Source organism: Ollibium composti, assembly GCF_004801285.1.
Lineage (GTDB): Bacteria > Pseudomonadota > Alphaproteobacteria > Rhizobiales > Rhizobiaceae > Mesorhizobium > Mesorhizobium composti.
Genome location: NZ_SSNY01000001.1, coordinates 330,528 through 356,065 on the forward strand (window position 1 = coordinate 330,528; position 25,538 = coordinate 356,065).

General features: G+C 65.6%; 20 protein-coding genes. 6 read left to right on the plus strand and 14 right to left on the minus strand.

The window, feature by feature from the left end:
* Window positions 1-55 precede the first annotated feature (55 nt).
* The gene (locus E6C48_RS01565; RefSeq protein ID WP_136353274.1) at window positions 56-1,234 is read right to left on the minus strand and encodes an isobutyryl-CoA dehydrogenase; all 1,179 of its coding nucleotides are present in this window, start codon (window positions 1,232-1,234) and stop codon (window positions 56-58) included.
* Window positions 1,235-1,410: 176 nt separating this feature from the next.
* Here E6C48_RS01565 and E6C48_RS01570 point away from each other — a divergent pair, with 176 nt between their 5' ends.
* Window positions 1,411-2,880 (plus strand): cobyric acid synthase, encoded by a 1,470-nt coding sequence (locus E6C48_RS01570; RefSeq protein WP_136353276.1) that lies wholly within the window; start codon window positions 1,411-1,413, stop codon window positions 2,878-2,880.
* A gap of 3 nt (window positions 2,881-2,883) precedes the next feature.
* Here E6C48_RS01570 and E6C48_RS01575 read toward each other — a convergent pair whose 3' ends face one another.
* Complete coding sequence (locus E6C48_RS01575) at window positions 2,884-3,669, minus strand: TSUP family transporter (RefSeq protein ID WP_136353979.1); 786 nt, start codon at window positions 3,667-3,669, stop codon at window positions 2,884-2,886.
* 109 nt (window positions 3,670-3,778) lie between these two features.
* Between E6C48_RS01575 and E6C48_RS01580 the strand changes: the two genes are divergently transcribed.
* Window positions 3,779-4,204 carry a TerB family tellurite resistance protein gene (locus E6C48_RS01580; RefSeq protein WP_136353278.1) on the plus strand — a complete coding sequence of 142 codons (426 nt, stop codon included), beginning with the start codon at window positions 3,779-3,781 and terminating at the stop codon, window positions 4,202-4,204.
* A 225-nt stretch (window positions 4,205-4,429) separates the two neighbouring features.
* Here the strand turns inward: E6C48_RS01580 and E6C48_RS22765 are convergent, their stop codons facing one another.
* The 5 genes from E6C48_RS22765 to E6C48_RS01615 all read right to left on the minus strand — a co-directional run bounded on the left by E6C48_RS22765 (window position 4,430) and on the right by E6C48_RS01615 (window position 11,039).
* Window positions 4,430-6,229 (minus strand): ABC transporter ATP-binding protein, encoded by a 1,800-nt coding sequence (locus E6C48_RS22765; RefSeq protein WP_230978637.1) that lies wholly within the window; start codon window positions 6,227-6,229, stop codon window positions 4,430-4,432.
* On the minus strand, window positions 6,226-7,095 hold the full coding sequence (locus tag E6C48_RS01595) for an ABC transporter permease (protein ID WP_136353280.1): 870 nt from the start codon (window positions 7,093-7,095) through the stop codon (window positions 6,226-6,228). The genes E6C48_RS22765 and E6C48_RS01595 overlap by 4 nt, the downstream gene beginning before the upstream one ends.
* Window positions 7,092-8,039 carry an ABC transporter permease gene (locus E6C48_RS01600; RefSeq protein ID WP_136353282.1) on the minus strand — a complete coding sequence of 316 codons (948 nt, stop codon included), beginning with the start codon at window positions 8,037-8,039 and terminating at the stop codon, window positions 7,092-7,094. The genes E6C48_RS01595 and E6C48_RS01600 overlap by 4 nt, the downstream gene beginning before the upstream one ends.
* A 151-nt stretch (window positions 8,040-8,190) precedes the next feature.
* Window positions 8,191-9,669: an ABC transporter substrate-binding protein gene (locus tag E6C48_RS01610; protein ID WP_136353283.1), complete on the minus strand. Its 1,479-nt coding sequence runs from the start codon at window positions 9,667-9,669 to the stop codon at window positions 8,191-8,193.
* Window positions 9,670-9,758: 89 nt separating this feature from the next.
* The gene (locus tag E6C48_RS01615; RefSeq protein ID WP_136353285.1) at window positions 9,759-11,039 is read right to left on the minus strand and encodes an acetylornithine deacetylase/succinyl-diaminopimelate desuccinylase family protein; all 1,281 of its coding nucleotides are present in this window, start codon (window positions 11,037-11,039) and stop codon (window positions 9,759-9,761) included.
* A gap of 247 nt (window positions 11,040-11,286) precedes the next feature.
* Between E6C48_RS01615 and E6C48_RS01620 the strand changes: the two genes are divergently transcribed.
* The 4 genes from E6C48_RS01620 (at window position 11,287) to E6C48_RS01635 (ending at window position 16,588) form a co-directional block, all read left to right on the plus strand.
* Window positions 11,287-11,718, plus strand: a complete 432-nt coding sequence (locus E6C48_RS01620) for a L,D-transpeptidase (protein WP_136353287.1) — start codon at window positions 11,287-11,289, stop codon at window positions 11,716-11,718.
* Between the two features lie 219 nt (window positions 11,719-11,937).
* Window positions 11,938-14,718 carry a molybdopterin oxidoreductase family protein gene (locus E6C48_RS01625; protein WP_407940940.1) on the plus strand — a complete coding sequence of 927 codons (2,781 nt, stop codon included), beginning with the start codon at window positions 11,938-11,940 and terminating at the stop codon, window positions 14,716-14,718.
* Window positions 14,719-14,893: 175 nt separating this feature from the next.
* Window positions 14,894-15,658 carry a 4Fe-4S dicluster domain-containing protein gene (locus E6C48_RS01630; RefSeq protein WP_136353291.1) on the plus strand — a complete coding sequence of 255 codons (765 nt, stop codon included), beginning with the start codon at window positions 14,894-14,896 and terminating at the stop codon, window positions 15,656-15,658.
* 3 nt (window positions 15,659-15,661) lie between these two features.
* A complete protein-coding gene (locus E6C48_RS01635; RefSeq protein ID WP_136353293.1) occupies window positions 15,662-16,588 on the plus strand; it encodes a dimethyl sulfoxide reductase anchor subunit family protein in 927 nt (308 codons plus the stop codon).
* Window positions 16,589-16,652: 64 nt separating this feature from the next.
* On the opposite strand, the gene E6C48_RS01640 is transcribed toward E6C48_RS01635, so the two are convergent.
* The 7 genes from E6C48_RS01640 to E6C48_RS01670 all read right to left on the minus strand — a co-directional run bounded on the left by E6C48_RS01640 (window position 16,653) and on the right by E6C48_RS01670 (window position 25,417).
* Complete coding sequence (locus E6C48_RS01640) at window positions 16,653-17,624, minus strand: lipid A biosynthesis lauroyl acyltransferase (RefSeq protein ID WP_136353295.1); 972 nt, start codon at window positions 17,622-17,624, stop codon at window positions 16,653-16,655.
* Window positions 17,625-17,634: 10 nt separating this feature from the next.
* Complete coding sequence (locus E6C48_RS01645; RefSeq protein ID WP_136353297.1) at window positions 17,635-18,663, minus strand: zinc-binding dehydrogenase; 1,029 nt, start codon at window positions 18,661-18,663, stop codon at window positions 17,635-17,637.
* 182 nt (window positions 18,664-18,845) lie between these two features.
* On the minus strand, window positions 18,846-20,117 hold the full coding sequence (locus tag E6C48_RS01650; RefSeq protein ID WP_136353299.1) for a beta-ketoacyl-ACP synthase: 1,272 nt from the start codon (window positions 20,115-20,117) through the stop codon (window positions 18,846-18,848).
* Window positions 20,118-20,131: 14 nt separating this feature from the next.
* Window positions 20,132-21,319 (minus strand): beta-ketoacyl-ACP synthase, encoded by a 1,188-nt coding sequence (locus tag E6C48_RS01655; RefSeq protein ID WP_136353301.1) that lies wholly within the window; start codon window positions 21,317-21,319, stop codon window positions 20,132-20,134.
* A gap of 45 nt (window positions 21,320-21,364) precedes the next feature.
* On the minus strand, window positions 21,365-21,646 hold the full coding sequence (locus tag E6C48_RS01660; protein WP_136353303.1) for an acyl carrier protein: 282 nt from the start codon (window positions 21,644-21,646) through the stop codon (window positions 21,365-21,367).
* 112 nt (window positions 21,647-21,758) lie between these two features.
* Entirely contained in the window at window positions 21,759-22,307 is a 549-nt protein-coding gene (locus E6C48_RS01665; RefSeq protein WP_136353305.1) for a histidine phosphatase family protein, read from the minus strand.
* A gap of 86 nt (window positions 22,308-22,393) precedes the next feature.
* On the minus strand, window positions 22,394-25,417 hold the full coding sequence (locus E6C48_RS01670; protein WP_136353307.1) for a caspase family protein: 3,024 nt from the start codon (window positions 25,415-25,417) through the stop codon (window positions 22,394-22,396).
* Window positions 25,418-25,538: the final 121 nt, after the last annotated feature.

A 25,538-nucleotide genomic window follows, 5' to 3' on the forward strand; every position in this document is an offset into this window, starting at 1 on the left:
GCATTAGGGCAGTAGGAGCTGGTTTGTTTACCTATCGCCTTACTGCCCTATTGTCCTACTGCCTTCCAATCATATGCCTCGCGACGATCACCCGCATGATCTCGTTGGTGCCTTCGAGGATCTGATGGACGCGCAGGTCGCGCACCAGCTTCTCGACGCCGTAGTCGTGCAGGTAGCCGTAGCCGCCGAACAGCTGCAGGGCGTCGTTGGCGATGCGGAAACCGGTGTCGGTGACGAAGCGTTTGGCCATGGCCGACCACTTTGAAGCGTCGTGCGCCTTGGCGTCCAGCTTCGAGGCGGCGGCATAGAGGAAGATCCGCGAGGCCTGCAGTTCCGTCTCCATGTCGGCTAGCTTGAATTGCAGCGCCTGGAATTGGTCGATCGTCTTGCCGAAGGCCTTGCGCTCGGACGCGTAGGCCAGTGCCTTGTCGAGCGCCGACTGTGCGCCACCGAGCGAGCAGGCGGCGATGTTGAGGCGGCCGCCGTCGAGGCCTGCCATGGCGATGCCGAAGCCGGCGCCTTCACTGGAAAGCAGGTTCTCGGCCGGCACCTTGCAATCCTCGAAGATCACCTGCCGGGTGGACTGCATGTGCCAGCCCATCTTCTTCTCGTTGGCGCCGAAGGAGAGGCCGGGCGCATCCTTCGGCACAACGAAGGTCGAGATGCCTTTCGGGCCCTCTGCGCCGGTGCGCGCCATGACGACGTAGACGTCCGAATCGCCGGCGCCGGAAATGAACTGCTTGGCGCCGTTCAGCACATAGTCCGAGCCGTTGCCGCCGCTGCGCTCTGCCTTGGTCTTCAGCGCTGCTGCATCCGAGCCCGAGCCCGGCTCGGTCAGGCAGTAGCTTGCCAGCCACTCCATCGAGGTGAGCTTCGGCAGGATGCGCTGGCGCTGTTCGTCCGAGCCGAAGCGGTCGATCATCGAGGCCGCCATGTTGTGGATCGAGATGAAGGAGGAGAAGGCCGGGCAGGCGCGCGACAGTGCCTCGAAGATCAATACGGCATCGAGCCGCCCCAACGCCGAGCCGCCGACATCGTCGCGTATATAAATACCGCCCAGCCCGAGCGGGCCGGTTTCGCGGATCACATCGGCGGGAAAGTGCCTTTCGCGGTCCCATTCCAGAGCGTTGGGCGCGACGCGCTCGGCGGCGAAGGCCTCGGCCATTTCCTGAATGGCGCGCTGGTCCTCGTTGAGTTCGAATTGACTGCCTGCGGCTTGAACGGCGCTGTCCATGGCATCCTCCCGGCCTGCGCACGCCTAGCTTGGCCAGCCGTTTTCGGCTATGCGCTGGGGTCAATCTAGACCAATGATGCGGTCGCGCAACCTACGCTTTATGCGCAGCGGCTGTGCGTGAATTCATGCGCGAGATGCAACGTGCCGACAATTTTCGATGAACTGGGACGTTAGCCATGGCGCGCGCGATCATGCTGCAAGGTACAGGCTCGGATGTCGGCAAGACGGTGGTGGTGGCGGGGCTGTGCCGCGCGGCGCTCCGGCGCGGGCTGAAGGTTAGGCCGTTCAAGCCACAGAACATGTCGAACAACGCCGCCGTCGCCGATTTGCCGGGCGAAGCGGGCGGCGGCGAGATCGGCCGTGGCCAGTGGCTGCAGGCGCTGGCCTGCGGCGTGCCGGCCTCTGTGCACATGAACCCGGTCCTGCTCAAGCCGCAGACCGATATCGGTTCACAGGTCATCGTACAGGGCAAGGTGTTCGGCGAGGCACGCGCCCGCGACTATCAGGCGCTCAAGGCGAAGCTCATGGCCGCCGTGATGGATTCCTGGACCAAGATCGGGGAGGGGGCGGACCTCGTCGTCGTCGAGGGCGCCGGCTCGCCGGCCGAGATCAACCTGCGCGCCAACGACATCGCCAATATGGGCTTCGCCACGCGCGTCGACGTGCCGGTGGTTCTGGTCGGTGACATCGACCGCGGCGGCGTGATCGCCTCCATCGTCGGCACGCATGCGATCTTGCCCGACGAGGACCGTGCGATGATCGCCGGTTATATCGTCAACAAGTTCCGCGGCGACGTTTCGCTGTTCGACGACGGTCTTACCGCCATCACTCGCTTCACCGGCTGGCGCTCCTTCGGTGTCGTGCCGTGGCTGAAGGCGGCGGCGCGCCTGCCCGCCGAGGATTCGGTGACGCTGGAGCGGCTTGCCGATGGCGAACGCCGGGCGCTGAAGGTTGCCGTGCCGATGCTGCCGCGCATCGCCAATTTCGACGACCTCGACCCGCTGAAGGCCGAACCGGCGGTCGAGGTGGTGTTCGTGCCACCCGGCAAGCCGCTGCCGGCCGATGCCGGGCTGGTCGTCATCCCCGGCTCGAAATCGACAATCGGCGACCTGCTGGCGTTCCGCGAATACGGTTGGGAGCGCGACCTTGAAGCCCACCGCGCGCGCGGTGGCGCCGTCGTCGGCATCTGCGGCGGCTTCCAGATGCTGGGCAGGACCGTGCGCGATCCGGATGGCATCGAAGGCAGGGTGCGCGAGGCCAAGGGGCTTGGCCTGCTCGATGTCGAGACCGTGATGGAACCGGAAAAGACGGTGCGCAACGTCACGGCGCATTCGACGATCTTCCAAACTCCGTTGTCGGGTTACGAAATCCATATGGGCCGCACCACCGGCCCGGATTGCGCGCGGCCGGCCGCGATCGTCGACGGGGTCGCCGACGGTGCCGTTTCCGCCGACGGCAAGGTGTTCGGCACCTATCTGCACGGGTTGTTCGGGGCCGATGCGTTTCGCGCCCGTTTTCTTGCCGGCCTCGGCGTCAGCGGCGCCGGCAGCGATCATCGCGCTGCCGTGGAAGCCGCCCTGGACGAGATCGCCGAGGAACTGGAGCGGCATCTCGATTGCGAGGCGCTGTTTTCGCTGGCGAGGTAGGCTTCAGAAACCCAGCATCATCCGCAGCGGGTTCGTCGGGTCGGACAGCAGCTTGGCGGCCAGCGCCAGGCACACCAGAACCAGCAGCGGCTTGATGAGGCGGGCGCCGATGCGCACCGCCAGAAGGGCGCCGACGCGGGCGCCGAGGAACTGGCAGGCGCCCATCATCAGGCCGATCTTCCAGTGAATGACGCCGACGGCGGCGAACACGGCGAAGCCGCCGAGGTTGGAGGCGAAGTTGAGCAGTTTTGTGTGCGCCGTCGCCTTGAGCACGCCGTAGCCGGCAAGCGCGACGAAGGCGAGCATGTAGAAGGAACCGGCGCCCGGGCCGAACAGGCCGTCGTAGAAGCCGACCAGCGGCACCAGCGTGAGGCCGAACAGGAAAGGGGTGACGCGCTCGGCGCGGTCGACGTCGTTCATGTTGGGCTTCAGCGCGAAATAGAGCGCGATCGCCACCAGCACGACAGGCAGCGCGGCGCTCAGGATGTATGCGGGCACAACGGTCGCGGCCAGCGCGCCGCAGGCGCTGCCGGCGAAGGCCATCAGTGCCGAGGGAAGCTGCTTTCTCGGATCAACCTGGCCCTTGGCGGCATAGGCGAGCGTGGCCGAACCGGAACCGAACAGGCCTTGCAGCTTGTTCGTGCCAAGCGAGTCGACCGGCGACAGGCCGGCCAGGAGCAGCGCCGGAACGGTAATCAGGCCGCCGCCGCCGGCGATGGAATCGACAAAGCCGGCCGCGAAGGCGGCGACGGCGAGCATGGCGAGGGTCTGGGTTGCGAGATCGAACATGGAGACGGCGAAAGCCGGAGGGATGGGTTGGGCCGTTCGATCATAGCCGAACCGTTTGCGCAAGGCCGATTCCGCGCTAACGTAAGCTGCACCAAGGAGGGAAAGGCCGATGGTGGTTGCCCTGCTGGATCAGTTCCTTGCCCTGTTCGACGGCGACCCCGGCGTGCGCAAGGTGGCCGACGATCCGGTGCTGTCGGCCGAACTGCTGCTCTTGTTTCGCATGATCCTTGCCGACGGCGAGGTTGCCGAAAGCGAGATGCAGGCATTCCGCCGCATCTGCCGCGAGTCCTTCGGTATCGCTGAGACCAGCATCGACGGCGTCATCGAGTATCTCAACGATTTCGGCTACGAGACAAACGGCTCGCAGGCGATCGCCATGTTCCGCGACCTCGACGTGGAACGGCGTCGGCTGCTGGCCTGGCACATGGCCGAGATCGCCAAGGCCGACGAGCACCTTGCCGAGAACGAGGTGCGGCTCTTGCGTCGCACGCTCGACCTGCTCGGCATCAGCCCGGTCGATCTGGTGCGGGAGTAGGGGGTAATATCTGAACGGCGCCCACCGTACGCGGACCTGGGTGCGTCCTTCGAGGCTCGCTGCGCTCGCACCTCAGGATGAGGGCCGTCGGGCGCCTTCCGGTCTCTATCTGAAACGGTGGATGCGCATCGCTGAAACTGACTGTTTCTTCGATGACGTGTCCTTCAGGTTTGCGCAAACGGTCCTCATCCTGAGGTGCGAGCGCAGCGAGCCTCGAAGGACGCACTACCCCTGTTCCTGCATCTTCCTTGCAATCGCCCGGTGAAGATCGGGCGCGGCTTCGACGAGCGCTCGCGCGGCTTGCGATTGCGGACGGTCGAGCACCTCCTTCGTCGCGCCGCGCTCGACAATCCGGCCTTCGTGCATGACAAGCACGTCGTCCGTGATGGCGCGGGCGACGGTGAGGTCATGGGTGATGAACAGATAGGCGACGCCCAGCCGGCCGTTCAGGTCGGCGAACAGGTCGAGGATCTGGGCGCGGATCGACACGTCGAGCGCCGAGACGGGTTCGTCCGCTACCACCAGCTTCGGCCGCGTGATGATGGCGCGGGCGATGGACAGGCGCTGGCGCTGGCCGCCGGAGAATTCGTGCGGATATTTGTCGAGGTCGGAGGCGGACAGACCAACCTCGGTCAGCGCATGGGTCGCCATTTCGCGGCGCTCGGCGCGCGAGGGCTTCTTCTCCATGAGATGCAGCGGCTCGGTCACCAGCCGCTCGACCTTCTGGCGCGGATCGAAGGAGCCGTAGGGGTCCTGGAACACCACCTGCATGTCGCGCCGCGCGGCTTTCAGTTCCGCTTCGCCCTTGCCGGTGACCGTCTCGCCACGAAAGCGGATTTCGCCGGAGGTCGGCCTGTCGAGGGCCAGGATCATGCGCGCCAGCGTTGACTTGCCGCAGCCGGAACGGCCGACCAGCGCGACCGAGCGGCCGGGCGCGATGGACAGGGAGACGTCGTCGACGGCATGGACCGGTGTATCGCGGCGGAAAAGCGAAAGCCGTCTGCCGGGATAGAGGCGGGAGACGGATTTGACGGCGAGGAGGGGGCCGTCCTTACCTTCCCCCTTGTGGGGAGGGTCGGCGAGGGCGCTTTGCGAAGCAAAGTGATCGAGACGGGGTGGGGGTGGTGAAGAAGGTTCGGTTTTTGAGGAAGGGTGGATGTCGCCTCCACCCTCACCCCGTCTCACGATCTCCGCTGCGCTCCGATCGTTCGCCGACCCTCCCCACAAGGGGGAGGGTAAGACGCCGCGCTTCGGCACGTGCATCGAGGCCTGCGCCAGCTGCCGCGTGTAGGGATGAACCTGTTCCGACAGCACACGCGCCGTCTCGCCTTCCTCCATCACCTCGCCGTGGCGCAGGATGGTGATGCGGTCGGCCATCTCGGTGACAACAGCGAGGTCGTGCGAGATGAGCAGCAGGCCCATGCGGTTTTCCCGCACGAGGTCCTTCAGCAGCTCCAGGATCTGCTTTTGCAGCACCACGTCGAGCGCCGTGGTCGGCTCGTCGGCGATCAGCAGCTTCGGCTTCAACGCGCAGGCAATCGCGATGACGACGCGCTGGCGCTGGCCGCCGGACAGTTCGTGCGGATAGCGCGACAGCGGGAATTTTTCCGCCGGCAGGCCGACGCGATCAAGCATTTTTCGCGCGCGCTCCTCGGCCTCGGCGCGGGCGGCGCCCGTGTGCACGCGAATGCCCTCGGCGACCTGCTCGCCGATGGTTTTCACCGGGTTGAGAGCGGTCATTGGCTCCTGGAAAACCATACCGATGTCGTCGCCGCGCAAGGCGCACATCTGGTCCTCGGTGGCGGCGATGAGGTCGATGCCGTCGAAACGCACATTGCCCGAGGCCTGTGCCGCGAAGGGCAGCAGGCGCATAACGGTGAGCGCCGTCATCGACTTGCCGGAGCCGGACTCGCCGACCAGACCCATCACTTCGCCGGGCGCGATCGACAGGTCCACGCCTTTCAGGATCGGATGATCGCCGATGTTCAGCGACAGGTCGCGGATGTCGAGCAGGCTTGCCGTCATCGCTGCCGCCGCGCCTTGGGATCGATGATGTCGGCGATGCCGTCGCCGAGCAGGTTGAGGCCAAGCACCGTAACGACGATGGCCATGCCGGGGAAGATCGCCATCCATGGCGCGACAGCCATGCGTGTCTGCGCCTCGAACAGCATGCGGCCCCAGCTCGGCATCGGCGGCTGGGCGCCTAGGCCGATGTAGGAGAGGCCGGCTTCGGCGAGGATACCGAGCGCGAACTGAATGGTGCCCTGTACCATCAGGAGCGTGGCGATGTTGGGCAGGATGTGCTCCAGCGTGATCGCCGTCTGGCCTTTGCCGGCGGCGCGGGCGGCGAGGATGAACTCGCGCGGCCAGATGGAGAGCGCGCCGGCGCGGGCGACGCGCGCGAACACCGGCACGTTGAAGATGCCGATGGCGATGATGGCGTTGACGGCGCCCGGTCCGAAGATGGCGGTGATCATGATCGCCGACAACAGCGCGGGGAAGGCGAAGACGAGGTCGTTCAGCCGCATCAGCGCCTCGTCGAGAAGGCCGCCGCGCGCCGCCGCCAGGCAGCCGAGCGGCACGCCGATGCCCATGCCGATGCCGACCGCAACCAGGGCGACCGCGATGGAATTGCGGGCGCCGAGCATGATCATCGACAGGATATCGCGGCCGAAATGGTCGGTGCCGAACCAGTGCGCCCATGACGGCGCCTGCTGCTTGTCGGATATGACCAGCCTGGCGACATCGTAGGGCGTCCAGACGAAGGACAGCAGGGCCGCGCCCGCCACGGCGAGCGCGATGAGGAGACCGACGAAGAAGGAGCGGTTGGCGAGCGCCTTGCCGATCAGGTCGGTCAGCCGTTCCTCGGGCACGTCCGTATGCAGCGTCATTCGCGGCTCCTGAGGCGCGGATCGACGACGGCATAGGAGAGATCGACGATGAGGTTGATGGCGATGACGGCGGCGACCAAAAGCATGACGACGCTTTCCACCACGATCAGGTCGCGCTGGGCGATCGCCTGGATGACCAGCCGGCCGAGCCCCGGCAGGTAGAAGACGTTCTCGATGATGACGGTGCCGGCGAGCAGGAAGGCGAATTGCAGGCCCATGATGGTCAGCACCGGGATCAGGGCGTTGCGCAGCGCGTGCCGCCACAGCACGGCGCGGTAGGGCATGCCCTTGGCACGAGCGGTGCGGATATAGTCTTCCGACAACACTTCGAGCAGTGCCTGCCGGGTGACGCGGGCGAGGATGGCGGCCTGCGGCAGAGCGAGTGCGATCGCGGGGAGGATCAGCGATTTCAGCGCCGGCCAGATGCCGGCGCCCCAGCCGGCGAAGCCGCCGGCCGGCACCCACCGCAGCCAGACGGCGAAGCAGTAGATCAAGAGCAGCGCGAACCAGAAGTTCGGCACCGCGACGCCGACCTGGGCCGCGCCCATGGCGACGGCGTCACCGGCGTGGCCGCGGCGGCTGGCGGAATAGAGGCCGACCGGAATGGCGATGACGGTGGAAAGCGCCAGCGCGATCAGCGCCAGCGGCAGGGAGACGACGCCGCGCTCGCGCACGAGGTCGAGCACCGGCACGGAATAGGTGTAGGAACGGCCGAAATCCAGATGCAGCAGGCCGCCGGCCCAGTGCAGGTAGCGCAGGGCGAGCGGGTCGTTGAGGCCGAGTTGGCTGCGCAGCAGCTCGACCTGCTCGGCGCTGGCGTTCATGCCCAGCATCAGCCGCGCCGGATCTCCGGGCACGATCTCCAGAACGGCGAACACCACCATAGAGGCCAGCACCAGCGTGATGGCCGCGATGACGAGGCGCTTGAGGAGATAGGCGGTCATGGACGTCGCACCTTTCCTTCGCCCCGTTCACGGGGAGAAGGTGGCCCGAAGGGCCGGATGAGGGGCAGAGCTGTGTTTTGCAAGATCTGGCGCCGCCCCTCATCTGCCTGCCGGCATCTTCTCCCCGTAAACGAGGAGAAGAAAGCACTCATCAATCGTTCCACTTCACCTTGGTGATGTCGTTGGCCTGGATCGGCGCGTTTTCCCACAGGCCGGAGAGCTTGGCGTCCCAGACGCCGACCTTGGGCAGTTCGAACAGGAAGCCGACCACGGCGTCGTCGGCGAGGATCTTCTGCGCCTGCTTCAGCAGCTCGATGCGCTTGGCCTCGTCCGAAGTGACGTCCAGTTCCTTGATGACCTCGTTGAACTTGGGGTTCTGATAGTTGAAGTAGTAGTCCGGGCGCGAATAGATGGCGATGTCGTTCGGTTCGGTGTGCGAGACGATGGTGAGGTCGTAGTCCTTCTTGGTGAAGACCTGATCCAGCCACTGCGCCCATTCGACCGGAATGATCTCGAGGTCGATGCCGACTTCGCGCAGTTCGGAAGCGATGATCTCGCCGCCGAGGCGAGCATAGGACGGCGGCGGCAGCTTCAGCGTAGCCTTGAAGCCATTTTCCAGCCCGGCTTCCTTCAACAGTTCCTTGGCCTTGGCGACATCGTGCGGATATTCGCCGGTCAGGTCGATATAGGCCTTGCTGGCGGGCGACTGGTGCGAGCCGATCGGCACGCCGAGCCCGTTCGAGGCGCCGTCGATGATCGCCTTGCGGTCGAGCGCGTAGGAAATCGCCTGCCTCACCTTGAGCTGGTCGAAGGGCGGCTTCTTGTTGTTGATGGACAGGAGCGTCTCGCCCTCGGTCGAGCCGACCACCACCTTGAAGCGCGGGTCGCCCTCGATCTGCGCCACGCCGTCCGGTTGGAAGAAGGGGAAGGCCTGGACGTCGCCGGAAAGCAGGGCCGGCACAGCGGCGGCCGCGTCCGGCACGATGCGGAACTCCGCCTTGTCGAGGTAGGCGGGCTGCCCCCAATAGTTGTCCGACTTCACCAGCGTGATCGAGGAGCCCTTCGCCCAGTTCTGGAACTTGAAGGGGCCGGTGCCGATCGGCTTTTCCTTGTTGGTGTCCGCCGATTCGGGCGCGACGATCACCGCATCGCCCCAGCCCAAATTGTAGAGGAAGGAGCCCTGCGGGTTCTTCAGCGTCACCTTGACGGTGGCGGGATCGACCACATCGACGCTGTCGATGGCCGCGAACAGGCCCTTCTGTGCATTGACCGAGTCCGGTGCGCGAGCGCGGTCGAGCGAGAATTTCACATCATTGGCATCGAAATCGGTGCCGTCGTGGAATTTCACGCCAGTGTGCAGCTTGAAGGTATAGACCTTTCCGTCGTCGGAAATGGTCCAGCTTTCGGCGAGGTCCGGCAGCACCTCGCCATTCGGGCCGATGCGGGTCAGCCCTTCGAAGACATTGGCGTAGAGCACTTCGTCGATTGCCGCGGCGGCACCGGCGGTCGGATCGAGATGCGGTGGTTCAAGCGGGATGCCGAGGACGAGATCGGTGCGTGCGGCCAGCGCCGCGCTTCCAGAGGCGAGCGCCAATACGGCGGCGGCGAGAACGGATTTCCACAATGTCATCGGTCTACTCCCAAAATCCCGAACCGGCGCGGATAGAAGCGTGAATTTGTGCGGGAGTAAACTGCAATGTTGCGGTGCAACCTCCGCACTCAGCCGCCGCGCCCGCCACGCAGAAGCACGTCGAGGCCGACAGCCATGACCTTGGCGGATTGCACCATGTCCTCGATGCCGACCCATTCGTCCGGCCGGTGGGCGAGATCGAGGATGCCGGGGCCGTAGGCGATACAGTCGTAGAGATGGCCGATGCGGGCGACGTGCTTCTGGTCGTAGGTGCCGGGCGAGATGACGTAATCCGGCTCGCGGTCGAAGATTTCCATGATGCCTTGCGCCACGGCCTTGACCACCGGCGCGTCGCGCTCGGTCATCGTCGGCTGCACCTCCATCAGGTCGCGGATCTGGTAGTCGAACTTCGGCCGCTCGCGTTTCAGCCGGTCGAGGATGGAGGTCACTTCGGATTTCACGTCGCCGATCTTTTCTTCCAGCAGGAAGCGGCGGTCGATGGTGAGCCGGCACCAGTCGGGAACGTTGGGAGAGGGCAGGCCGGGACGGAAGTCCTCGGTCTGGCCGCCATGGATGGAGTTGATGTTCATGGTCGAGCGCCGCGCGCCTTCCGGCACCACCGGCATCTTCGTCTGTTTGCGGTCCAGCGCGGGAAACAGTTCTTCCTCGAAGGCCGCCAGCACGGCGCCCATGTGGCGCACGGCGTTGTCGCCGAGGAAGGGCATGGAGCCGTGCGCGATCTCGCCCTTGGTCTCGATCTCCGCCCACCAGACGCCGCGATGGCCGAGGCAGATACGCTCCTTGTTGAGCGGTTCGGGGATGATGACGTGATCGACCTTCGGCTTCGAGAAATAGCCGAGCTTCGCCAGATGGGCGACGCCGCCGAAGCCGCCGGATTCCTCGTCCACCGTGCCGGAAATTTCGATGGAGCCCGGAAAGTCCGGATAAGTCGCCATGAAGGCCTCGACGGCGACGATGGAGGCGGCCAGCCCGCCTTTCATGTCGCAGGCGCCGCGGCCGTAGACCCGCCCGTCTTTGACGATGCCGGCGAAGGGATCGAGGCTCCAGCCTTCACCGGCCTCGACCACGTCGATATGCGAGTTGAAGTGCACGCACGGACCGGGCGAGCGCCCATCGAAACGGGCGACGACGTTGATGCGCGGATAGCGGTCGGTGTCGCCGGGGCTTCCTTCGCCGCGCACGTATTCGATACCGAAGCCGCGTTTCTTCAACCGTTCGCCGACATACTCCGCGCAAGGTCGATAGGCCTCACCCGGCGGATTGACGGTCGGGAAGCGGATCAGGTCGGCGGTGAGCGCGACGAGATCGTCGGTGCGGGCGTCTATGGCGTTCAGGAGCTGGTCATGCATCGCCGGATTGAGCAGCCATTGGCGTGGTAAGGCAAGGGGGTCGTGGACGTGGTGAATTGCGCCAGGGCGCGACCGGCGTGGTATCGCTGCAACTAAGGAGAGAAAAAGTTCAAATTTTCTCTTCCGGGTTGGCCAATTGGGCAAGAAGTCTGCGCTACGATCGCTCACCTGTCTTCAAAAAGGTGAAAAATACCGTGAGAATGACAAGGCAAGGGGCAATAACGGGCAACAACAGGGGTTTGGACCAATGAGGATGACTGTTCTTGCAGCCGCCGCTGCCGCGGCGATACTTTTGTGCGGCTCGGTCGGGGCAAAAGCGGCGAGCCTCGTCGCCAAGGTTAATGTTGGTACGCAGACCATGACGGTGAGCCAGAACGGCCACGTCCTCTACCGCTGGAAGGTTTCCACGGCGCGCAGGGGCTACGTCACGCCGCGCGGCACCTATCGGCCGCAGCGGCTGCATCGCATGTGGTATTCGCGCAAATACGAGATGTCGCCGATGCCGTATTCGGTCTTCTACCACGGCGGCTACGCCATCCACGGCACCGGCGCGGTGAAGTCGCTCGGCCGGCCGGCCTCGCATGGCTGCGTGCGCCTGCATACGGCGAATGCGGCGACCTTCTATGCGCTGGTGAAGCAGGCCGGCATGGGCAACACGCGCATCGTCGTGACGAACTGACTGCGCAAGTTTGTCTCGACGCCTTTTTGTACAGAACGGCTGTTTCGCCGTACGGCTCACGCGGAGAAGAAAATCGCCGCGTGACGCCGCATAGGCGCATTTCCTTTCCGCTCACGCCCCGCTAGGACTCCCGACAAGGGAGGTCGAGCTTTGAGTCCACGCGAGCGCGTTGCGCTATCCGAACCGGTCGGCGACGAGGTGTGCAAGACCACATGCTACATGTGCGCCTGCCGATGCGGCATCAATGTCCACATCAAGGACGGCAAGATCCGCTACATCGAGGGCAACCGCGACCATCCGGTCAACAAGGGCGTGCTGTGCGCCAAGGGCTCGGCCGGCATCATGCAGCATTACGCGCCGGCGAGGCTGCGGGCGCCGCTGAAGCGGGTCGGGCCGCGCGGGTCGGGCGAATTTCAGGAAATCTCGTGGGATGAGGCGCTCGGCATCGCCACCGAATGGCTTGGCGAAGTGCGCCACCGCGACCCGAAGAAGCTTGCCTTCTTCACCGGGCGCGACCAGTCGCAGTCGCTGACCGGATTCTGGGCGCAGCAATACGGCACGCCGAACTATGCCGCGCATGGCGGCTTCTGCTCGGTCAACATGGCGGCCGCCGGCATCATGACCATCGGCGGCGCCTTCTGGGAATTCGGTGCGCCCGACTGGGACCGGACAAAGCTGTTCGTCATGTTCGGCGTGGCCGAAGACCACGATTCCAACCCCATCAAGATCGGCATTTCCAAACTGAAGCAGCGCGGCGCGCGCTTCGTCTCGGTCAATCCGATCCGCACCGGCTATTCGGCGGTGGCCGACAACTGGATCGGCATTCGACCGGGCACGGACGGACTGCTGATCCTGTCGGTGGTGCATGAACTTCTGAAGGCACGGAAAATCGACGTCGACTACCTGGTGCGCTACTCCAATGCGCCGTGGCTGGTGATTGACGCGCCGGGCACGCCCGAGCACGGCCTGTTCGCCCGCGATGGCGAGGGCAGGCCACTGGTGTGGGAAACGGTGACGGAACGCGCCGTGCCGACCGGAACCAGGGGCGCTCGGGCAGCACTTTCGGGTCGGTTCGAGCTGCCGGACGGGCGCTTCGCCGTGCCGTCCTTTCAGTTGCTGGCCGAAAAATATCTCGACCCGAAATATGCGCCTGAGGCTGTCGCCGTCGAGAGCGGCGTGGCGGCGGAGACGATCCGGGGGCTGGCCGCAGAGATCGCCCGCGTCGCCTTCGAGGAAGAAATTTTCGTCGACCAGCCTTGGACAGACGTGAACGGTCAGCGCCACCAAGGCTATGTCGGGCGGCCCGTCTCCTTCCATGCCATGCGCGGCCTGTCGGCCCATTCCAACGGTTTCCAGACGACGCGCGCGCTGCACATGCTGCAGGTGCTGATCGGCGCCATCGACTGCCCCGGCGGTTTCCGTTTCGAACCGCCCTATCCGAAGCCGCTGACGGCGCACCCGACGCCGCATGGCCGCGCCGAGCATTTCGGTTCCGACAAGCCGCTGGCCGGGCCCCATCTCGGCTTCCCGCGCGGGCCGGAGGACCTGTTGGTGGGCGAAGCCGGGCAACCGGCACGCATCGACAAGGCGTTCTCGTGGGATGCGCCGATCGCCGCTCACGGCATGATGCACATGGTGATCGCCAACGCCCATGCCGGCGATCCGTACCCCATCGACGTGCTGTTCATGTACATGGCCAACATGGCGTGGAATTCGTCCATGAACACCGCCGGCACGATCAAAATGCTGGAGGACAAGGACCCGGCCACCGGCGAATACCGCATCCCGAAGATCATCTACTCGGACGCCTATGCCTCCGAGATGGTCGCCTATGCCGATCTCGTGCTGCCGGACACGACCTATCTGGAGCGCTACGACTGCATTTCGCTGCTCGACCGGCCGATCACTGAGCCGGACGCGGTTCAGGACGCCATCCGCTGGCCGGTTCTGGAGCCGGACCGCGACGTGCGCGCCTTCCAGAGCGTGCTCATCGACCTCGGCGGACGGCTCAAGCTGCCGGGCTTTGCCGACGGCATGGGCGAGCCGCTCTACAAGGACTACGCCGACTACCTCGTTCGCCATGAGCGTAGGCCGGGCATCGGGCCGCTGGCCGGTTTCCGCGGCTCGCAAGGCGACCGGGCAGGGCGGGGCGCGGCCAATGCCGAGCAATTGCAGCGCTATATCGACAACGGCTCCTTCTTTTCTGCGCATATCCCGCTGGAGGCGCAGTTCTTCAAGCATGCCAACCAGGCCTACCAGGACTTCGCCGTGCGCATGGGGTTCTTCGATATGCCGCAGCCGGTGACGTTCCAGCTCTATCAGGAAGTGCTACAGAAATTCCGCCTGTCGGCGCAAGGACTGCGCGATCCGGTGGCGCCCGATACGCATCGGCAGCGTATCCTGGAAGCATTCGATCCGCTGCCCGACTGGTATCGGCCGTTTGGCGAGGCGCTGGTGGATCGTTCGGACTATCCCCATCACGCCATCACCCAGCGGCCGATGGCGATGTACCATTCGTGGGGTTCGATGAATGCCTGGCTCAGGCAAATCCACACGAAGAATCCGCTCTATGTGCCGGGGCCGATCTGCGACGAACTCGGTCTGAAGGATGGCGACTGGGCGTGGGTGATCTCGCACCACGGCCGCATCAAGGTCGAGGTGGCGCGCATGGAAGCGGTCAATACCTCGACGCTGTGGACGTGGAACGCCGTCGGCAAGCGGGCAGGCGCGTGGGCGCTCGACAAGGACGCGCCGGAAGCGAAAAAAGGCTTCCTGATGAATCACCTGATCGCCGAGCTTCTGCCGCCACGCGAAGACGGCATGCGCTGGTCGAACTCCGATCCGGTGACCGGGCAGGCGGCGTGGTACGACCTCAGGGTGCGGATCGAAAAGGCCGGGGCGGGCGAGGCGGTCAGCGAGCCGCAATTTTCGCCCCTCGTGCAGCCGGAACCGGAGCCGCACCCGATGGAACTGCGCTACGGGCAGGAGTGGGCGAGATGAGGGGCGTAGGCGTTGTACCCCCACCCCTAACCCCTCCCCTCAAGGGGGAGGGGAAGCTGCCGCACGCCACATCCCGGCTCGCCCCACCGGCAGAGTTGCCGAAATCCAAGTCCCCCTCCCCCTTGAGGGAAGGGGTTAGGGGTGGGGGTATACGCCATCAAAGGCAGGCCGCGCCATGACTTCCCTTCCATCCCTTCCCACGCCGAAGAAGCTTGGCCTCGTCATCGACCTGGACGTGTGCGTCGGCTGCCATGCCTGCGTGGTCAACTGCAAGGAATGGAATACCGGCGGCTACGGCTCCGCGCTGTCGGATCAGGATCCCTATGGTGCGGAGGCGTCCGGTGCCTGGCTCAATCGCGTGCATTCCTTCGAGGTGGTGCCGGACGGCGGCGAGGTGGTCGGCGAGGCGGGCGAGGCGCGCATCGTGCATTTCCCGAAATCCTGCCTGCATTGCGAGGATGCGCCCTGCGTCACCGTCTGCCCGACCGGCGCTTCCTACAAGCGCGCGGACGACGGCATTGTGCTGGTCGACGAGGACATGTGCATCGGCTGCGGCCTGTGCGCCTGGGCCTGTCCCTACGGCGCGCGCGAGATGGATCTGGCCGCCGGTGTGATGAAGAAATGCACGCTCTGCATCGACCGCATCTACAATGAGACCTTCGAGGAAGCTGACCGCCAGCCGGCCTGCGTGCGCACCTGCCCGGCAAACGCCCGCCATTTCGGCGATCTTGCCGATCCGCAATCTGCCGTCTCGGTCATGGTGGCCGAGCGCGGCGGCATCGACCTGATGCCGGAGCAGGGTACGCGGCCGGTCAACAAATACCTGCCGCCGCGCGCCAGAAAGCCGCTTGCGGCCAGCGCCAATGCCATGCCGCGCGAGGATACAGACGGCGCAACCGGCCTGTTCGCCTGGCTGGACCGGATGCTGGATCGAATCTGACCCATGCATCCGGCCCTTTCCATCATCGCCTTCACCACGCTGTCCGGCCTCGGCTACGGGCTGGCGGTTATGCTCGGCCTCGGCCTGCTCGATCCGGCGGCCGTCGCCACCAAGATCGCATGGATTGCGGCACTGGCAGCGATCGGTGGCGGGTTGTTGTCCTCGACGCTGCATCTCGGCAATCCACAACGTGCCTGGCGGGCCTTTTCGCAATGGCGGTCGAGTTGGCTGTCGCGAGAAGGGGTGATGGCTGTCGTCACCTTCGTGCCGCTGCTTATGACGGCATGGGCCTGCGTGATCGAGGGGCGGCAGGCCGTGGTGCCGGGGCTGGTCGGTGCGGTGCTCAGCCTTTGCACTGTGTTCTGCACGGCGATGATCTATGCCTCGCTGAAATCGGTCGATGCGTGGCACACAAGGCTGACGCCGGCTTGCTACCTGCTGTTTTCGCTGGGCGGGGGTGCCGTCGCGGCGAGTTTCTTCGCCTTCTGCGGCGGTGGGAATGCGCTATGGCTGCCGCTCGTCGCTATTGTGGCGCTTGTTGGCGCGTGGGTGGTGAAACGGGCATGGCGGCAGCACCTCCAGGCGACGGCACCGCTCTCCACGCCGGAAAGCGCCACCGGCCTCGGCGCCATTGGCCATGTGCGGCTGTTCGAGCGGCCGCACATGACGGAAAACTACCTGACGCGCGAGATGGGTTTTCGCATCGCGCGCAAGCACGCGGCGAAGCTGTGGATCATCGCCATGGCGCTCGGCGGCGTGGTGCCGTTCGTGCTGTTTGCGCTGTTGCTGGCGGCGGGCGCGCAGGCTGGTCCCGGTGCAGCGCTCGTCGCCGGCCTGGCGCTGGCGAGCCATGTCATCGGTATTCTGGCCGAGCGCTGGCTGTTCTTCGCTGAAGCGCGCCATGCGGTGATGAACTACTACGGCGGCTGAACTCAATGTTCAGCCGCATTTCCGAACGCAAAACCGCTTCACACTTTTGCTGGAAATGCTCCGGTCAGACGGCCTTGCGCATGGTGCGGCTCGGGCCGGTGATGCGCCAACGCTTGTGGAACCACATCCACTGGCCGGGGTCCTCGCGCACCCAGCGCTCCGTCACGTCGGCAAGGATCTGCGTGACAGCGGCGACATCGACCGCGCCCTTGCGGTCGCGCGGCAGCACCAGCGGCTCCTCGATCTCCAGCCGGTAGCGGTTGCCGGGCAGGCGGATGCAGCGGGCCGGATAGACGTCGCAATCGAACTGGCGGGCGAGCATGCCGAGCACCGGGTTGCTCTGGCAGGTGCGGCCGAAGAACGTCGTCTCGACGCCGCGCGTGAACTTCTGGTCGACCAGCACGCCGACATTGCCGCCGCTTTCCAGCACTGAAGCCAGCGCGAAGGAAGCGCCGGTGGAGGAGGCTTGCAGGTCGCCCATGTTGGAGCGGCGCGTGGAAAGGATGTAGTCGGCGAGGTAGGGATTGTTCGGCGGCCGGAACAGCGCCGTCACCTTCATGCCGAAGGCGGCCGCAGCCACCGGCAGCAGCTCGAAATTGCCGAGATGGGCGGTGAACAGGATATGCGGCCGATCTTCACCGGCGATGCGCTCGAAGCGGGCGACGCTGTCGGGCGGCACCTCGATGCGGCCGTGGCCAGGATTGGCCGGATCGAAGTCGAAGATCCTGTCGAGGAAGATGTATTCGGCGGCAAGCCGGGCCATGTTGCCCCACATGTCCGAGGCGATGGCGCGGATGTCGTCTTCGCCCTTGTCCGGGTAGGCCTTGCGCAGATTGTCGAGCGCGACGCGGTTGCGGCCGACCAACGGGCCGACGCGGCGCGCGGCGCGGTCGATGAAGTTCAGGGCGCTGTCCATCGGCAGGAGACGCAACACCGCCATCGCCGCCATCGCCACGCGGGCGATCAGCCAGTAGTTCAGCTTGCGCAGCTTGAGCGCCAGGCTGAAGCGCAGACCGCTGGTTTTGCGGATCGCCAAGCCCGGCGCCTCAATCGATCCGCAGGATGATCTTGCCGAACACGTCGCGGCCTTCCATGCGCTTGAGCGCCGTGTCGATGCCGTCGAAGCCGACTTCGGTGTCGATCACGGGATGGACCAACCCGGCTGCCATCTTCTGCATGGAGTTCGCCATGTTCTCCATGCGGCAGCCGAAGGAGCCGAGCAGCTTCAACTGCTGCTGGAAAAGCATCATCAAGTTCACGTCCGTCGAAACGCCCGAGGTGGAGCCGCAGGTGACCAGCCGGCCGCCGCGCTTGAGGCTGAACATGGAACCGGCCCACGTGTCCTTGCCGACATGCTCGAACACCACGTCGACGCCCTTCTTCTTCGTCAGCTTGCGCACGACGCCCTCGAAGCGGTCCTCGCGGTAGTTGATGACGTGGTCGGCGCCCAGCACCTTGGCCTTCTCGATCTTGGCGTCGGAGCCGACGGTGGTGATGACGGTGCAGCCCATCTTCTTCGCCAGCTGGATGGCGGCAGAGCCGATGCCCGAGCCGCCGGCATGGACGAGGATCGTCTCGCCGGGCTCCAGCTTGGCGTTGTCGAACAGCATGTGCTCGACCGTGCCGAAGGTGACGGGCGCGACGGCAGCCCCTATGGCGTCGACGCCGGGCGGAGCCGGCACCAGGAGGCGCGCCGGCAGGTTGATCTTTTCCTGCGCGAAGCCGTCGAGGTGGAAGCCGTGCACGCCCGAGACGTGCTCGCACAGATTGTCGCGGCCTTCGCGGCAGGCGCGGCAAAGCCCGCAGGTGCGTGCGCCGTAGATGGAGACGAGCTGGCCGGGCAGCAGGTTCGACACGCCGGGGCCGACCGTCTCGACCTCGCCGGAGGCTTCGGCGCCCACCACCAGCGGCAGCTTGCGCTTGGCGAAGGCCATGCCGCGCCAGCCCCAGACATCGATGTGGTTGAGCGCCACGGCCTTGATGCGCAGCGTCACCTCGCCCTGGCCGGGCGCGGGAGGCGGGGGCAGGTCCACCGTTTCGAGCCGGCGGTCTTCGATGAGTTGCAATGCGCGCATGGGATCTCGTCGGGTCGAATTGAATGGTGCGTCCTTCGAGGCTCGCTCCGCTCGCACCTCAGGATGAGGACCGTTTGTGTCGCCTCTTCTCAGGAACGGAGGCACCAACCTCCCTCATCCTGAGGTGCGAGCGGAGCGAGCCTCGAAGGACGCACTCAAATCATAACAATCGCAGGCGTCGCTTAGACCGGTTCCCGCGCCATGACAAGGCAGGTGTTCTGGCCGCCGAAGCCGAAGGAGTTGGACAGGACCGTGCCGACCTTGGCCTCGCGCTTGACGTTCGGCACGACGTCGAGCGGGATCGCCGGATCGGCATTGTCGTAGTTGATGGTCGGCGGAATGACGCCCTCGCGCATGGTCATCAGCGAGAAGGCGGCCTCGATGGCGCCGGCGGCCGACAGGGTGTGGCCGATCATCGACTTGTTGGACGAGACGGGAATGCGGCCGATGCGCTCGCCGAACACGGTGGACAGCGACAGGTGCTCCATCTTGTCGTTTTCCGGCGTCGAGGTGCCGTGCGCATTTATGTAGTCGATCTCGTCTTCGCCGAGCCCGGCGTCGGCAAGGGCGGCCTTGACCGCGGCGATGGCGGGCGAAGCGTCCGGCTTGGAGCGGGTGCGGTGGAAGTCGTCGGCCTTCTCGCCGCAGCCGCGCAGGATGCCCAGCACCGTGGCGCCGCGCGCAAGGGCTGCTTCCAGCGATTCGAGGACGAGGGCAGCCGAGCCTTCGGCCAGCACAAAACCGTCGCGATCCTTGGAGAACGGTTTCGAGGCTTTTTCCGGCGCGTCGTTGCTGGTCGAGAGCGCCGACAGCAGCGAGAAGCGGATCAGCGCCTCGGCGGTGGCCGAGCCGTCGGCACCGATGGCGAGCGCGCGGTCGCATTCGCCGCGACGGATGGCTTCCACACCGAGCTGGATGGCGGTGGCGCCGGAAGCGCAAGCGGTCGAAAGCGTGATCGGCAGGCCGGTGGCGCCGAAGGTGTCGGCTAGCCGGTCGGCGATGAAGCCGAACTGCGCGCTGTCGAACATATCGCAGGAGTTCAGCGTGCGGGCCGCTTCCAGCACGCGCTCGGCGGCGTCGAGGTTGTCGCCGCTCTTGTAGAGGGCGAGGCGGTCGTGCCAGTCGAGTTCGACCGGCGGCGAGGCGAGGAACAGCGGCCCGCCGAAATTCTCCGCGTCCAGCCCGGATTCATCCAGCGCCTCGCGACCGGCCGTCTCGGCCAGCTCGTAGGTGAGGGCGGAGGCACCCTTGGTGCTGGAGGGCAGGAAATCCACCATGCCGGAAATGCGGGTGTTCAGCTGGTCGACCGGAAAGCGGGTGATGGGATGGATGCCGGACTTGCCGGCGGTCAGCGCTGCCCAGTTGTCGGCCTTGCCGATGCCCAGCGAGGTGACGACACCGATGCCGGTGACGGCGACCACCGGCCTGCCCAGATGATCCTTCAGCTTCGCCATTGTTCCGTTCCTGTTCAGGCAGCGCGGACGAGCGCCATGCCCTCGAATTGGTGATAGCCGATCGCCGTTGCCAGAGCCTCGCGCGGTTTTTCGTCCATTGCCGTCTCGTTGGCGGGATCGAACGGCGGATAGGGCGCGCCGTTGGAAACGGCGAGTGCCGCCAGCGCCACGGCGAAGGGAAACTGCGCTTCCTTCATGTGGCCGGTCAGCGTGCCGAAAGCACGCGCCGCGAGGTCAGGCCGTGCGTCGAGCGCGGCTTTCTCGGCCCTGGTGGCGGCATGGCCGCCGGAAGCGGCCGAAAGCGTCAGCAATTTGCCGTCGGGCAGTTTCGCCGCCTCGAACAGGGTATCGATGGCAGACGCAAGTTCGCCGCGTGTGCGGCGCGCGCGGCCAGAAACCACCGGGCCGAGTTCGGCGTAGGCCTTGTGGCCGCGTTTTTCGGCATGTTCGCGGCTCTCCAGCACTAGGAAGGCGCCGCCGGAGCCGGAGACGACGCCGCCGCCTTCCGCGCCCTGGCGCTGCCAGACCGGCTTCCACGGGCCGCGATGCAGGTAGCCTGCCAGTTCGTAGCCGAGCAGCATGTCGGGGTGCTCGGTCTGGAAAGCACCGCCGACCAGCATGTGCGTGGACTGGCCGGAGCGGATACGGGCGGCCGCGATGTCGACTGCCGCGACGCCGGCGCCTTCCTCACCCATGAAGGTGCGCGAGGAGCCGGTGACCTTATGGACGATGGAGATGTTGCCGGCCAGGAGATTGGACAACTGGGCGAGGAACAGGGTGGGGCGCAGCTCGGTCGTCAGTTTCTCGTTGAGCAGGACGTCGAAGTCCGGCCGGCCCGTCGAGGCTTCGAGGATGGCCGAATCCACGGCGACGTCGCGCTCGCCGCCGCCGGCGGCCACCACCATGTCCATGGTGGCGCATAGAGCCTCGTCGCCCTTGATGCCGGCATCGTCCAGCGCGAGGCCGGCCGCATAGGTGCCGAGCCGCTGCCAGGTCTCCATCTGCCGCTGGTCGCCGCGCTTGGCGATCTGCAGGTTCCAGTCGATCTCGGGCAGCGGGTGGACGGTGTAGGGCGCAAAGCGCTCCGCATCCAGCACCGGCGCGGCGCCCGGCGCCGACAGCGCGCGCCAATGCGCATCCGGGCCTTCGCCCAGGCAGGAAACAAGGCCGATACCGGTGATGACGACGTCGTTAAGGCTCATGACGGTCTTGTGGGTTAGCCGGCGCCGTGCGTCAAGGGAGCGAAGTCAGGCGTTCTTGGCGGCGACCAGTCCGTCGATCTTGGCGCACAGGTTCTTCATGACGAAATATTCGTCGGTGGAAGCCTTGCCGTCGTTGACTTCCTGCGTCCACTTCTCGAGCGGCACCTTGATGCCGAATTCCTTGTCGATGGCGAAGACGATATCGAGGAAGTCGAGGCTGTCGATGCCCAGGTCGTCGATGGTGTGGCTCTCGGGCGTGATGGTGTCGATGTCGATCTCGCTGGTGTCGGCGATGATCTTGGCGACTTTTTCGAACGTGGTGGCCAAGGTTTTTCCCTCGATTGATGCGTACTTGTGCGGTTGGGCGCTGTCTAATCGGTTTTTCGAGGCAGGAAAAGGCCGAAATGTCGGGACAGCCGAACCGGCTGGCGACCGTTGCTTAAAAGACGATGCGGCCGAGGACGCGCAGGTTCTCGCCGTCGGGGGTGACGATGACGGCCTCGCCCTCGCGCGGCGACACGCCGGTGAGCGCCTGGATATCTTCCAGATGGGTGACCATGACCATCGTGTCGGAGCCGGTGTAGGAGCGTACTTTCGCGGCAATGGCAGCCATCTGTTCGGCCTTCTCCTGCGGGTCCGCGCTTGGCGGATCGAGCGCGGCGAACGGTTCGGGCTCGACCTCGAAGGCTATGCGCGCCGTGTCGCCGCAGCGGCAATAGCGGCTCGTCAGCACCGTCTCGACGGGTGCTGCGCGGGCGGCGAACAGCGAGCCGATCTTGCGCGCCTGCTGCTTGCCGCGTTCCGACAGGTTGCGCTGGGTGGCGCAGTTTTCGGGATCGACATTGGCCGGGTCGCTGCTGCCGTTGGCATAGGCGTGGCGCACCAGCACCACCCGGCCACCTTCGCGCAGCAGAGCCCAGCCGGCTTCCGTGGCACAGGCGGTCGCGGGTGCCGCGAGCAGCAACAACATCAGGACGATACGCAGCATGAGAATCCCTTCAGCCGGCATGGCCGAACGGATATAGGGAGGGCAAGGCAGGCGCGAAAGCAAGGCGCCTGCCGCCGCCGCCGCCGCTATTTCTGAGCCAGTTGCTTCTTCACCAGCTCGATCTTGTTGTCCATCAACTGGATCGGCAGCGTGTAGCCGGAATCGGCAAAGCCCTGCCTGGCCTGGTCGAACAGCTCGAGCGCCTTCCGGTAGCTCGGCTTGCCGCCGCCGCCGAAGCTGGCCTTGTTCCAGTAAACGTCACCGAGGTTGCTGAGGCCGAAGGCCCACTGGATGGGGGCCGTCTCTCGCGTATAGACCTCCAGCGATGCCTTGAACGCTGCCTCGGCCTCATCGAGATATTTCGGCGTTCGTTCCAGGCTTGAGAGGTTGATGAGGCTCATGCCGATGCCGTTCTGGGTCGAGGCCCAGTCGGTCGGCGCGCTCTCCTTCGTCAGTACTTCCAGCGAGGAACGACGAGCCGCGATCGAATCATGCAGCGTATGCATGTCGCCCTTGGCCATGGCGAGTTGCTGAAGGGTCGCGCCGAGGCCCGACTGCGCCAGCGCCCAGGGTCTTGGCGCCGTCTCGCGCTTGTATTCGCCCAGTGCATCGCGATAGGCGGCGATCGCCTCTTCGAGATGCGCCGGCTGTTCGCTGAGATTGCCGAGCAGTTGCAGCGTGTTGCCGAGATTGTAGCTGGTCATGGCCCAGTCGAGCGGGAAATCCTGCCGCGTATAGACGCTCGCCGCGTCGCGGAAGGCCGCCGCCGACTTCTCGAACTCGGCGGTGTCGCGGGTGCGCTGGCCGAGCGCCTGGTGAATGGAGCCGGAATTGTTGCGCACCGAGGCCCATTCCATCGGGAATTTTTCGCGGGTGTAGACGGTCAGCGCCGCGTCATAGGCGGTGACCACATCCTCCAGCGTGCCGGTATCGGTGTCGAAGCGGGTGGAATGATAGAGCGCGTTGCCGAGGTTGAGTTGCGTGGCGGCCCAGGACAGCGGGAAGGTTTCGCGCGTGCGGACTTCGAGCGCGGCCCGGAAGACGTCCGCGGCTTCCTTGAACCTGGCCGGGTCGTTGGCCTGGACGCCGAGCGCGTTCAGCGTGTTGCCGAGGTTGTTCTGCACCAGCGCCCACTGCACGGGCTCTTTTTCGCGCGTGTAGACCTCGAGCGCCTGCCGATAGGCGGCCTCCGCCTCCTTCAGGCGCTCGGGGGTGGCCTCGCGCTCGGAAAGGCCGAAGAGGGCGATGCCGAGATTGTTCTGGGTCGATGCCCAGTCGAGCGGCACCTTGTCGCGCGGCCGCTTCTCCAGCGCCGCATGGAAGGCGTCGATCGCCTGCCGGAGTTGACCCGGGTCGCTGTCACGCTCGCCGACCTTCATCAGCACGTTGCCGATGTTGTTTTGCGACGCCGCCCAGTTGATGTCGTCCTTCTCGCGCTCGAAGACGGCGAGGGAGGCGCGAAAAATCTCGGCGGCCTGCTTGAGGCGGGCGGTGTCCTTGTCGTGCTCGCCCACCGTCTCGATGACGACGGCCATGTTGTTGCGGGTGATCGCCCAGTCGCGATTCTCCTCGCCGTTGGGAATGAAGTTCAGGATCGCCTTGTAGGCGTCGATGGCCTGCTGCATGGCTTCGGCGTCGCCGGTGGCGGTGCCGTAGGCGTTGAGCGCTTCCGCCTGCTGGTTCTTGTAGTTCCAGCGCAGCTTCTCGTCCCATTTCTCGACAAGGTCGAAGGCCTTGCCGTAGTCGCCGGCGGCGGCCTTGTAGTCGAAGACGAGCGCGGAGGCGTCGGCGCGCTTGGCGTATATCGCCGCGTCGGCAATGCGCTTCTGCCTGATCATCTCCTCGGCGTCGTCGACGACACTGCTGTTTTCCTCGACGCGGGCGACGGCCTGATCCAGGAAGGTGCGGGCCGCAACGATGGCGCCCTGCTGGACGGCGGAGTCGGCCGAGGCGACCAGTCGCTTGATCTCGGGATCGTCGGTGCGCAGCGCGTCACGCTCGGCGAACATCTTCTTCAGGCGTTCGGCCTGCTGGGCGAGGACCTTTTCGAGTTCGCCCGGATCTTCCGGAATCCTGTCCGTGCCCATGGCCCTGAGGACGCCGTAGAGCGCGTCGAGGGGCACGCCGTCCTTGGCCGAGGCGAGTTCGATCTGGGCGCGCTTCGGGTCCGGCAGGTCGGCGATGGTGAGCAGCAGTTGCCGGCGCTCGCCGGTGATGAGACCGTCGTCGCCGGTCGGCTCAGTCACCGAGGCGCCGAAATAGAGCTGCCGGCGCAGGCTTTCGTTGGTCCATGGCCGCTGCCTGGCCTTGGTGTCGAGATAGACCTCCTCGGTCACCATGCGCATGACCGAGCCGAATTCCGTGCCCTGCATGGCCGACAGATGCCTCAGGATCGCCGCCGCATAGGGACTGTTTTCTCCTGCCGCTCCGTCAAGTGCCGGCTGGCCGGGCTCGGCGGCGAAGCCGATGACCGTGCCGAGATTGTCGGCGGCATCGGGAGCGGAGGCGAGCGCCCTGGCGCCGCGCACCGGTTCCAGCCCGCCGGCGCTGAGCGGCGAGGCCGAGGCGGTCGGCTTGCGGCGCAGCTTGGCATCCGGCGGAAACGGATTGGTGCGGCAGGCGTCGAGCAGCAGGATTGTCACCGGAACCGTCGATTTCAGCTCGTCCAGAACGGCCGAAATCGGCACCAGCGCCTCGTCGGCATTGGTGAGCGAGCCGACATCGGCATCGACCGGCACGAGGTAATTCTCGCCGCTGGCTTCGATCCCATGGCCGGAATAGTAGAGGAAAGCGACGTCCGCGTCCTCGGCGTCCTCGATGAAACGCTCGAGGTCGCGTTTCAGCTTGGATGCATCGCGGTCGCTGACGCTGCGGGCGTCGAAACCGAGATCGGTGAGCATTTTGGCGACGTCACGGGCGTCGTTGGCCGGGTTGGGCAGGGCAGGGACATGCTGGTATTTCGATTCGCCGATGATGAGCGCGACGCCCTTCAGGCTTTTTTCCTCGGCGCTGGCGAAAGTCGCCAGGAAGCAGCACAGCAAGGCCGCCAGCAGGCCGATCCTCGCCGGTGCACCCGTGTGTCGCCAGAACGTGGCGATGCCGCCCTTCATGTGCCGATCCCGCCTGCCGTTCGACCCATCAACCCTTAGCGACGCTGTCAGCCAACCGTGAGGAAAATTGGGCATTTGCCGCAAGCCGTCCTTTGATGGCACCGGCTCTTGGCCGAGCTTT

Coding starts and splice junctions, on each gene's coding strand:
- E6C48_RS01565 (WP_136353274.1), bottom strand. CDS start 1,234: ATGGACAGCGCCGTTCAAGCCGCAGGCAGTCAATTCGAACTCAACGAG.
- E6C48_RS01625 (WP_407940940.1), top strand. CDS start 11,938: ATGTGCGCCTGCCGATGCGGCATCAATGTCCACATCAAGGACGGCAAG.
- E6C48_RS01665 (WP_136353305.1), bottom strand. CDS start 22,307: ATGCTGCGTATCGTCCTGATGTTGTTGCTGCTCGCGGCACCCGCGACC.
- E6C48_RS01620 (WP_136353287.1), top strand. CDS start 11,287: ATGAGGATGACTGTTCTTGCAGCCGCCGCTGCCGCGGCGATACTTTTG.
- E6C48_RS01635 (WP_136353293.1), top strand. CDS start 15,662: ATGCATCCGGCCCTTTCCATCATCGCCTTCACCACGCTGTCCGGCCTC.
- E6C48_RS01645 (WP_136353297.1), bottom strand. CDS start 18,663: ATGCGCGCATTGCAACTCATCGAAGACCGCCGGCTCGAAACGGTGGAC.
- E6C48_RS01610 (WP_136353283.1), bottom strand. CDS start 9,669: ATGACATTGTGGAAATCCGTTCTCGCCGCCGCCGTATTGGCGCTCGCC.
- E6C48_RS22765 (WP_230978637.1), bottom strand. CDS start 6,229: ATGACGGCAAGCCTGCTCGACATCCGCGACCTGTCGCTGAACATCGGC.
- E6C48_RS01655 (WP_136353301.1), bottom strand. CDS start 21,319: ATGAGCCTTAACGACGTCGTCATCACCGGTATCGGCCTTGTTTCCTGC.
- E6C48_RS01615 (WP_136353285.1), bottom strand. CDS start 11,039: ATGCATGACCAGCTCCTGAACGCCATAGACGCCCGCACCGACGATCTC.
- E6C48_RS01595 (WP_136353280.1), bottom strand. CDS start 7,095: ATGACGCTGCATACGGACGTGCCCGAGGAACGGCTGACCGACCTGATC.
- E6C48_RS01570 (WP_136353276.1), top strand. CDS start 1,411: ATGGCGCGCGCGATCATGCTGCAAGGTACAGGCTCGGATGTCGGCAAG.
- E6C48_RS01580 (WP_136353278.1), top strand. CDS start 3,779: ATGGTGGTTGCCCTGCTGGATCAGTTCCTTGCCCTGTTCGACGGCGAC.
- E6C48_RS01575 (WP_136353979.1), bottom strand. CDS start 3,669: ATGTTCGATCTCGCAACCCAGACCCTCGCCATGCTCGCCGTCGCCGCC.
- E6C48_RS01600 (WP_136353282.1), bottom strand. CDS start 8,039: ATGACCGCCTATCTCCTCAAGCGCCTCGTCATCGCGGCCATCACGCTG.
- E6C48_RS01630 (WP_136353291.1), top strand. CDS start 14,894: ATGACTTCCCTTCCATCCCTTCCCACGCCGAAGAAGCTTGGCCTCGTC.
- E6C48_RS01670 (WP_136353307.1), bottom strand. CDS start 25,417: ATGAAGGGCGGCATCGCCACGTTCTGGCGACACACGGGTGCACCGGCG.
- E6C48_RS01650 (WP_136353299.1), bottom strand. CDS start 20,117: ATGGCGAAGCTGAAGGATCATCTGGGCAGGCCGGTGGTCGCCGTCACC.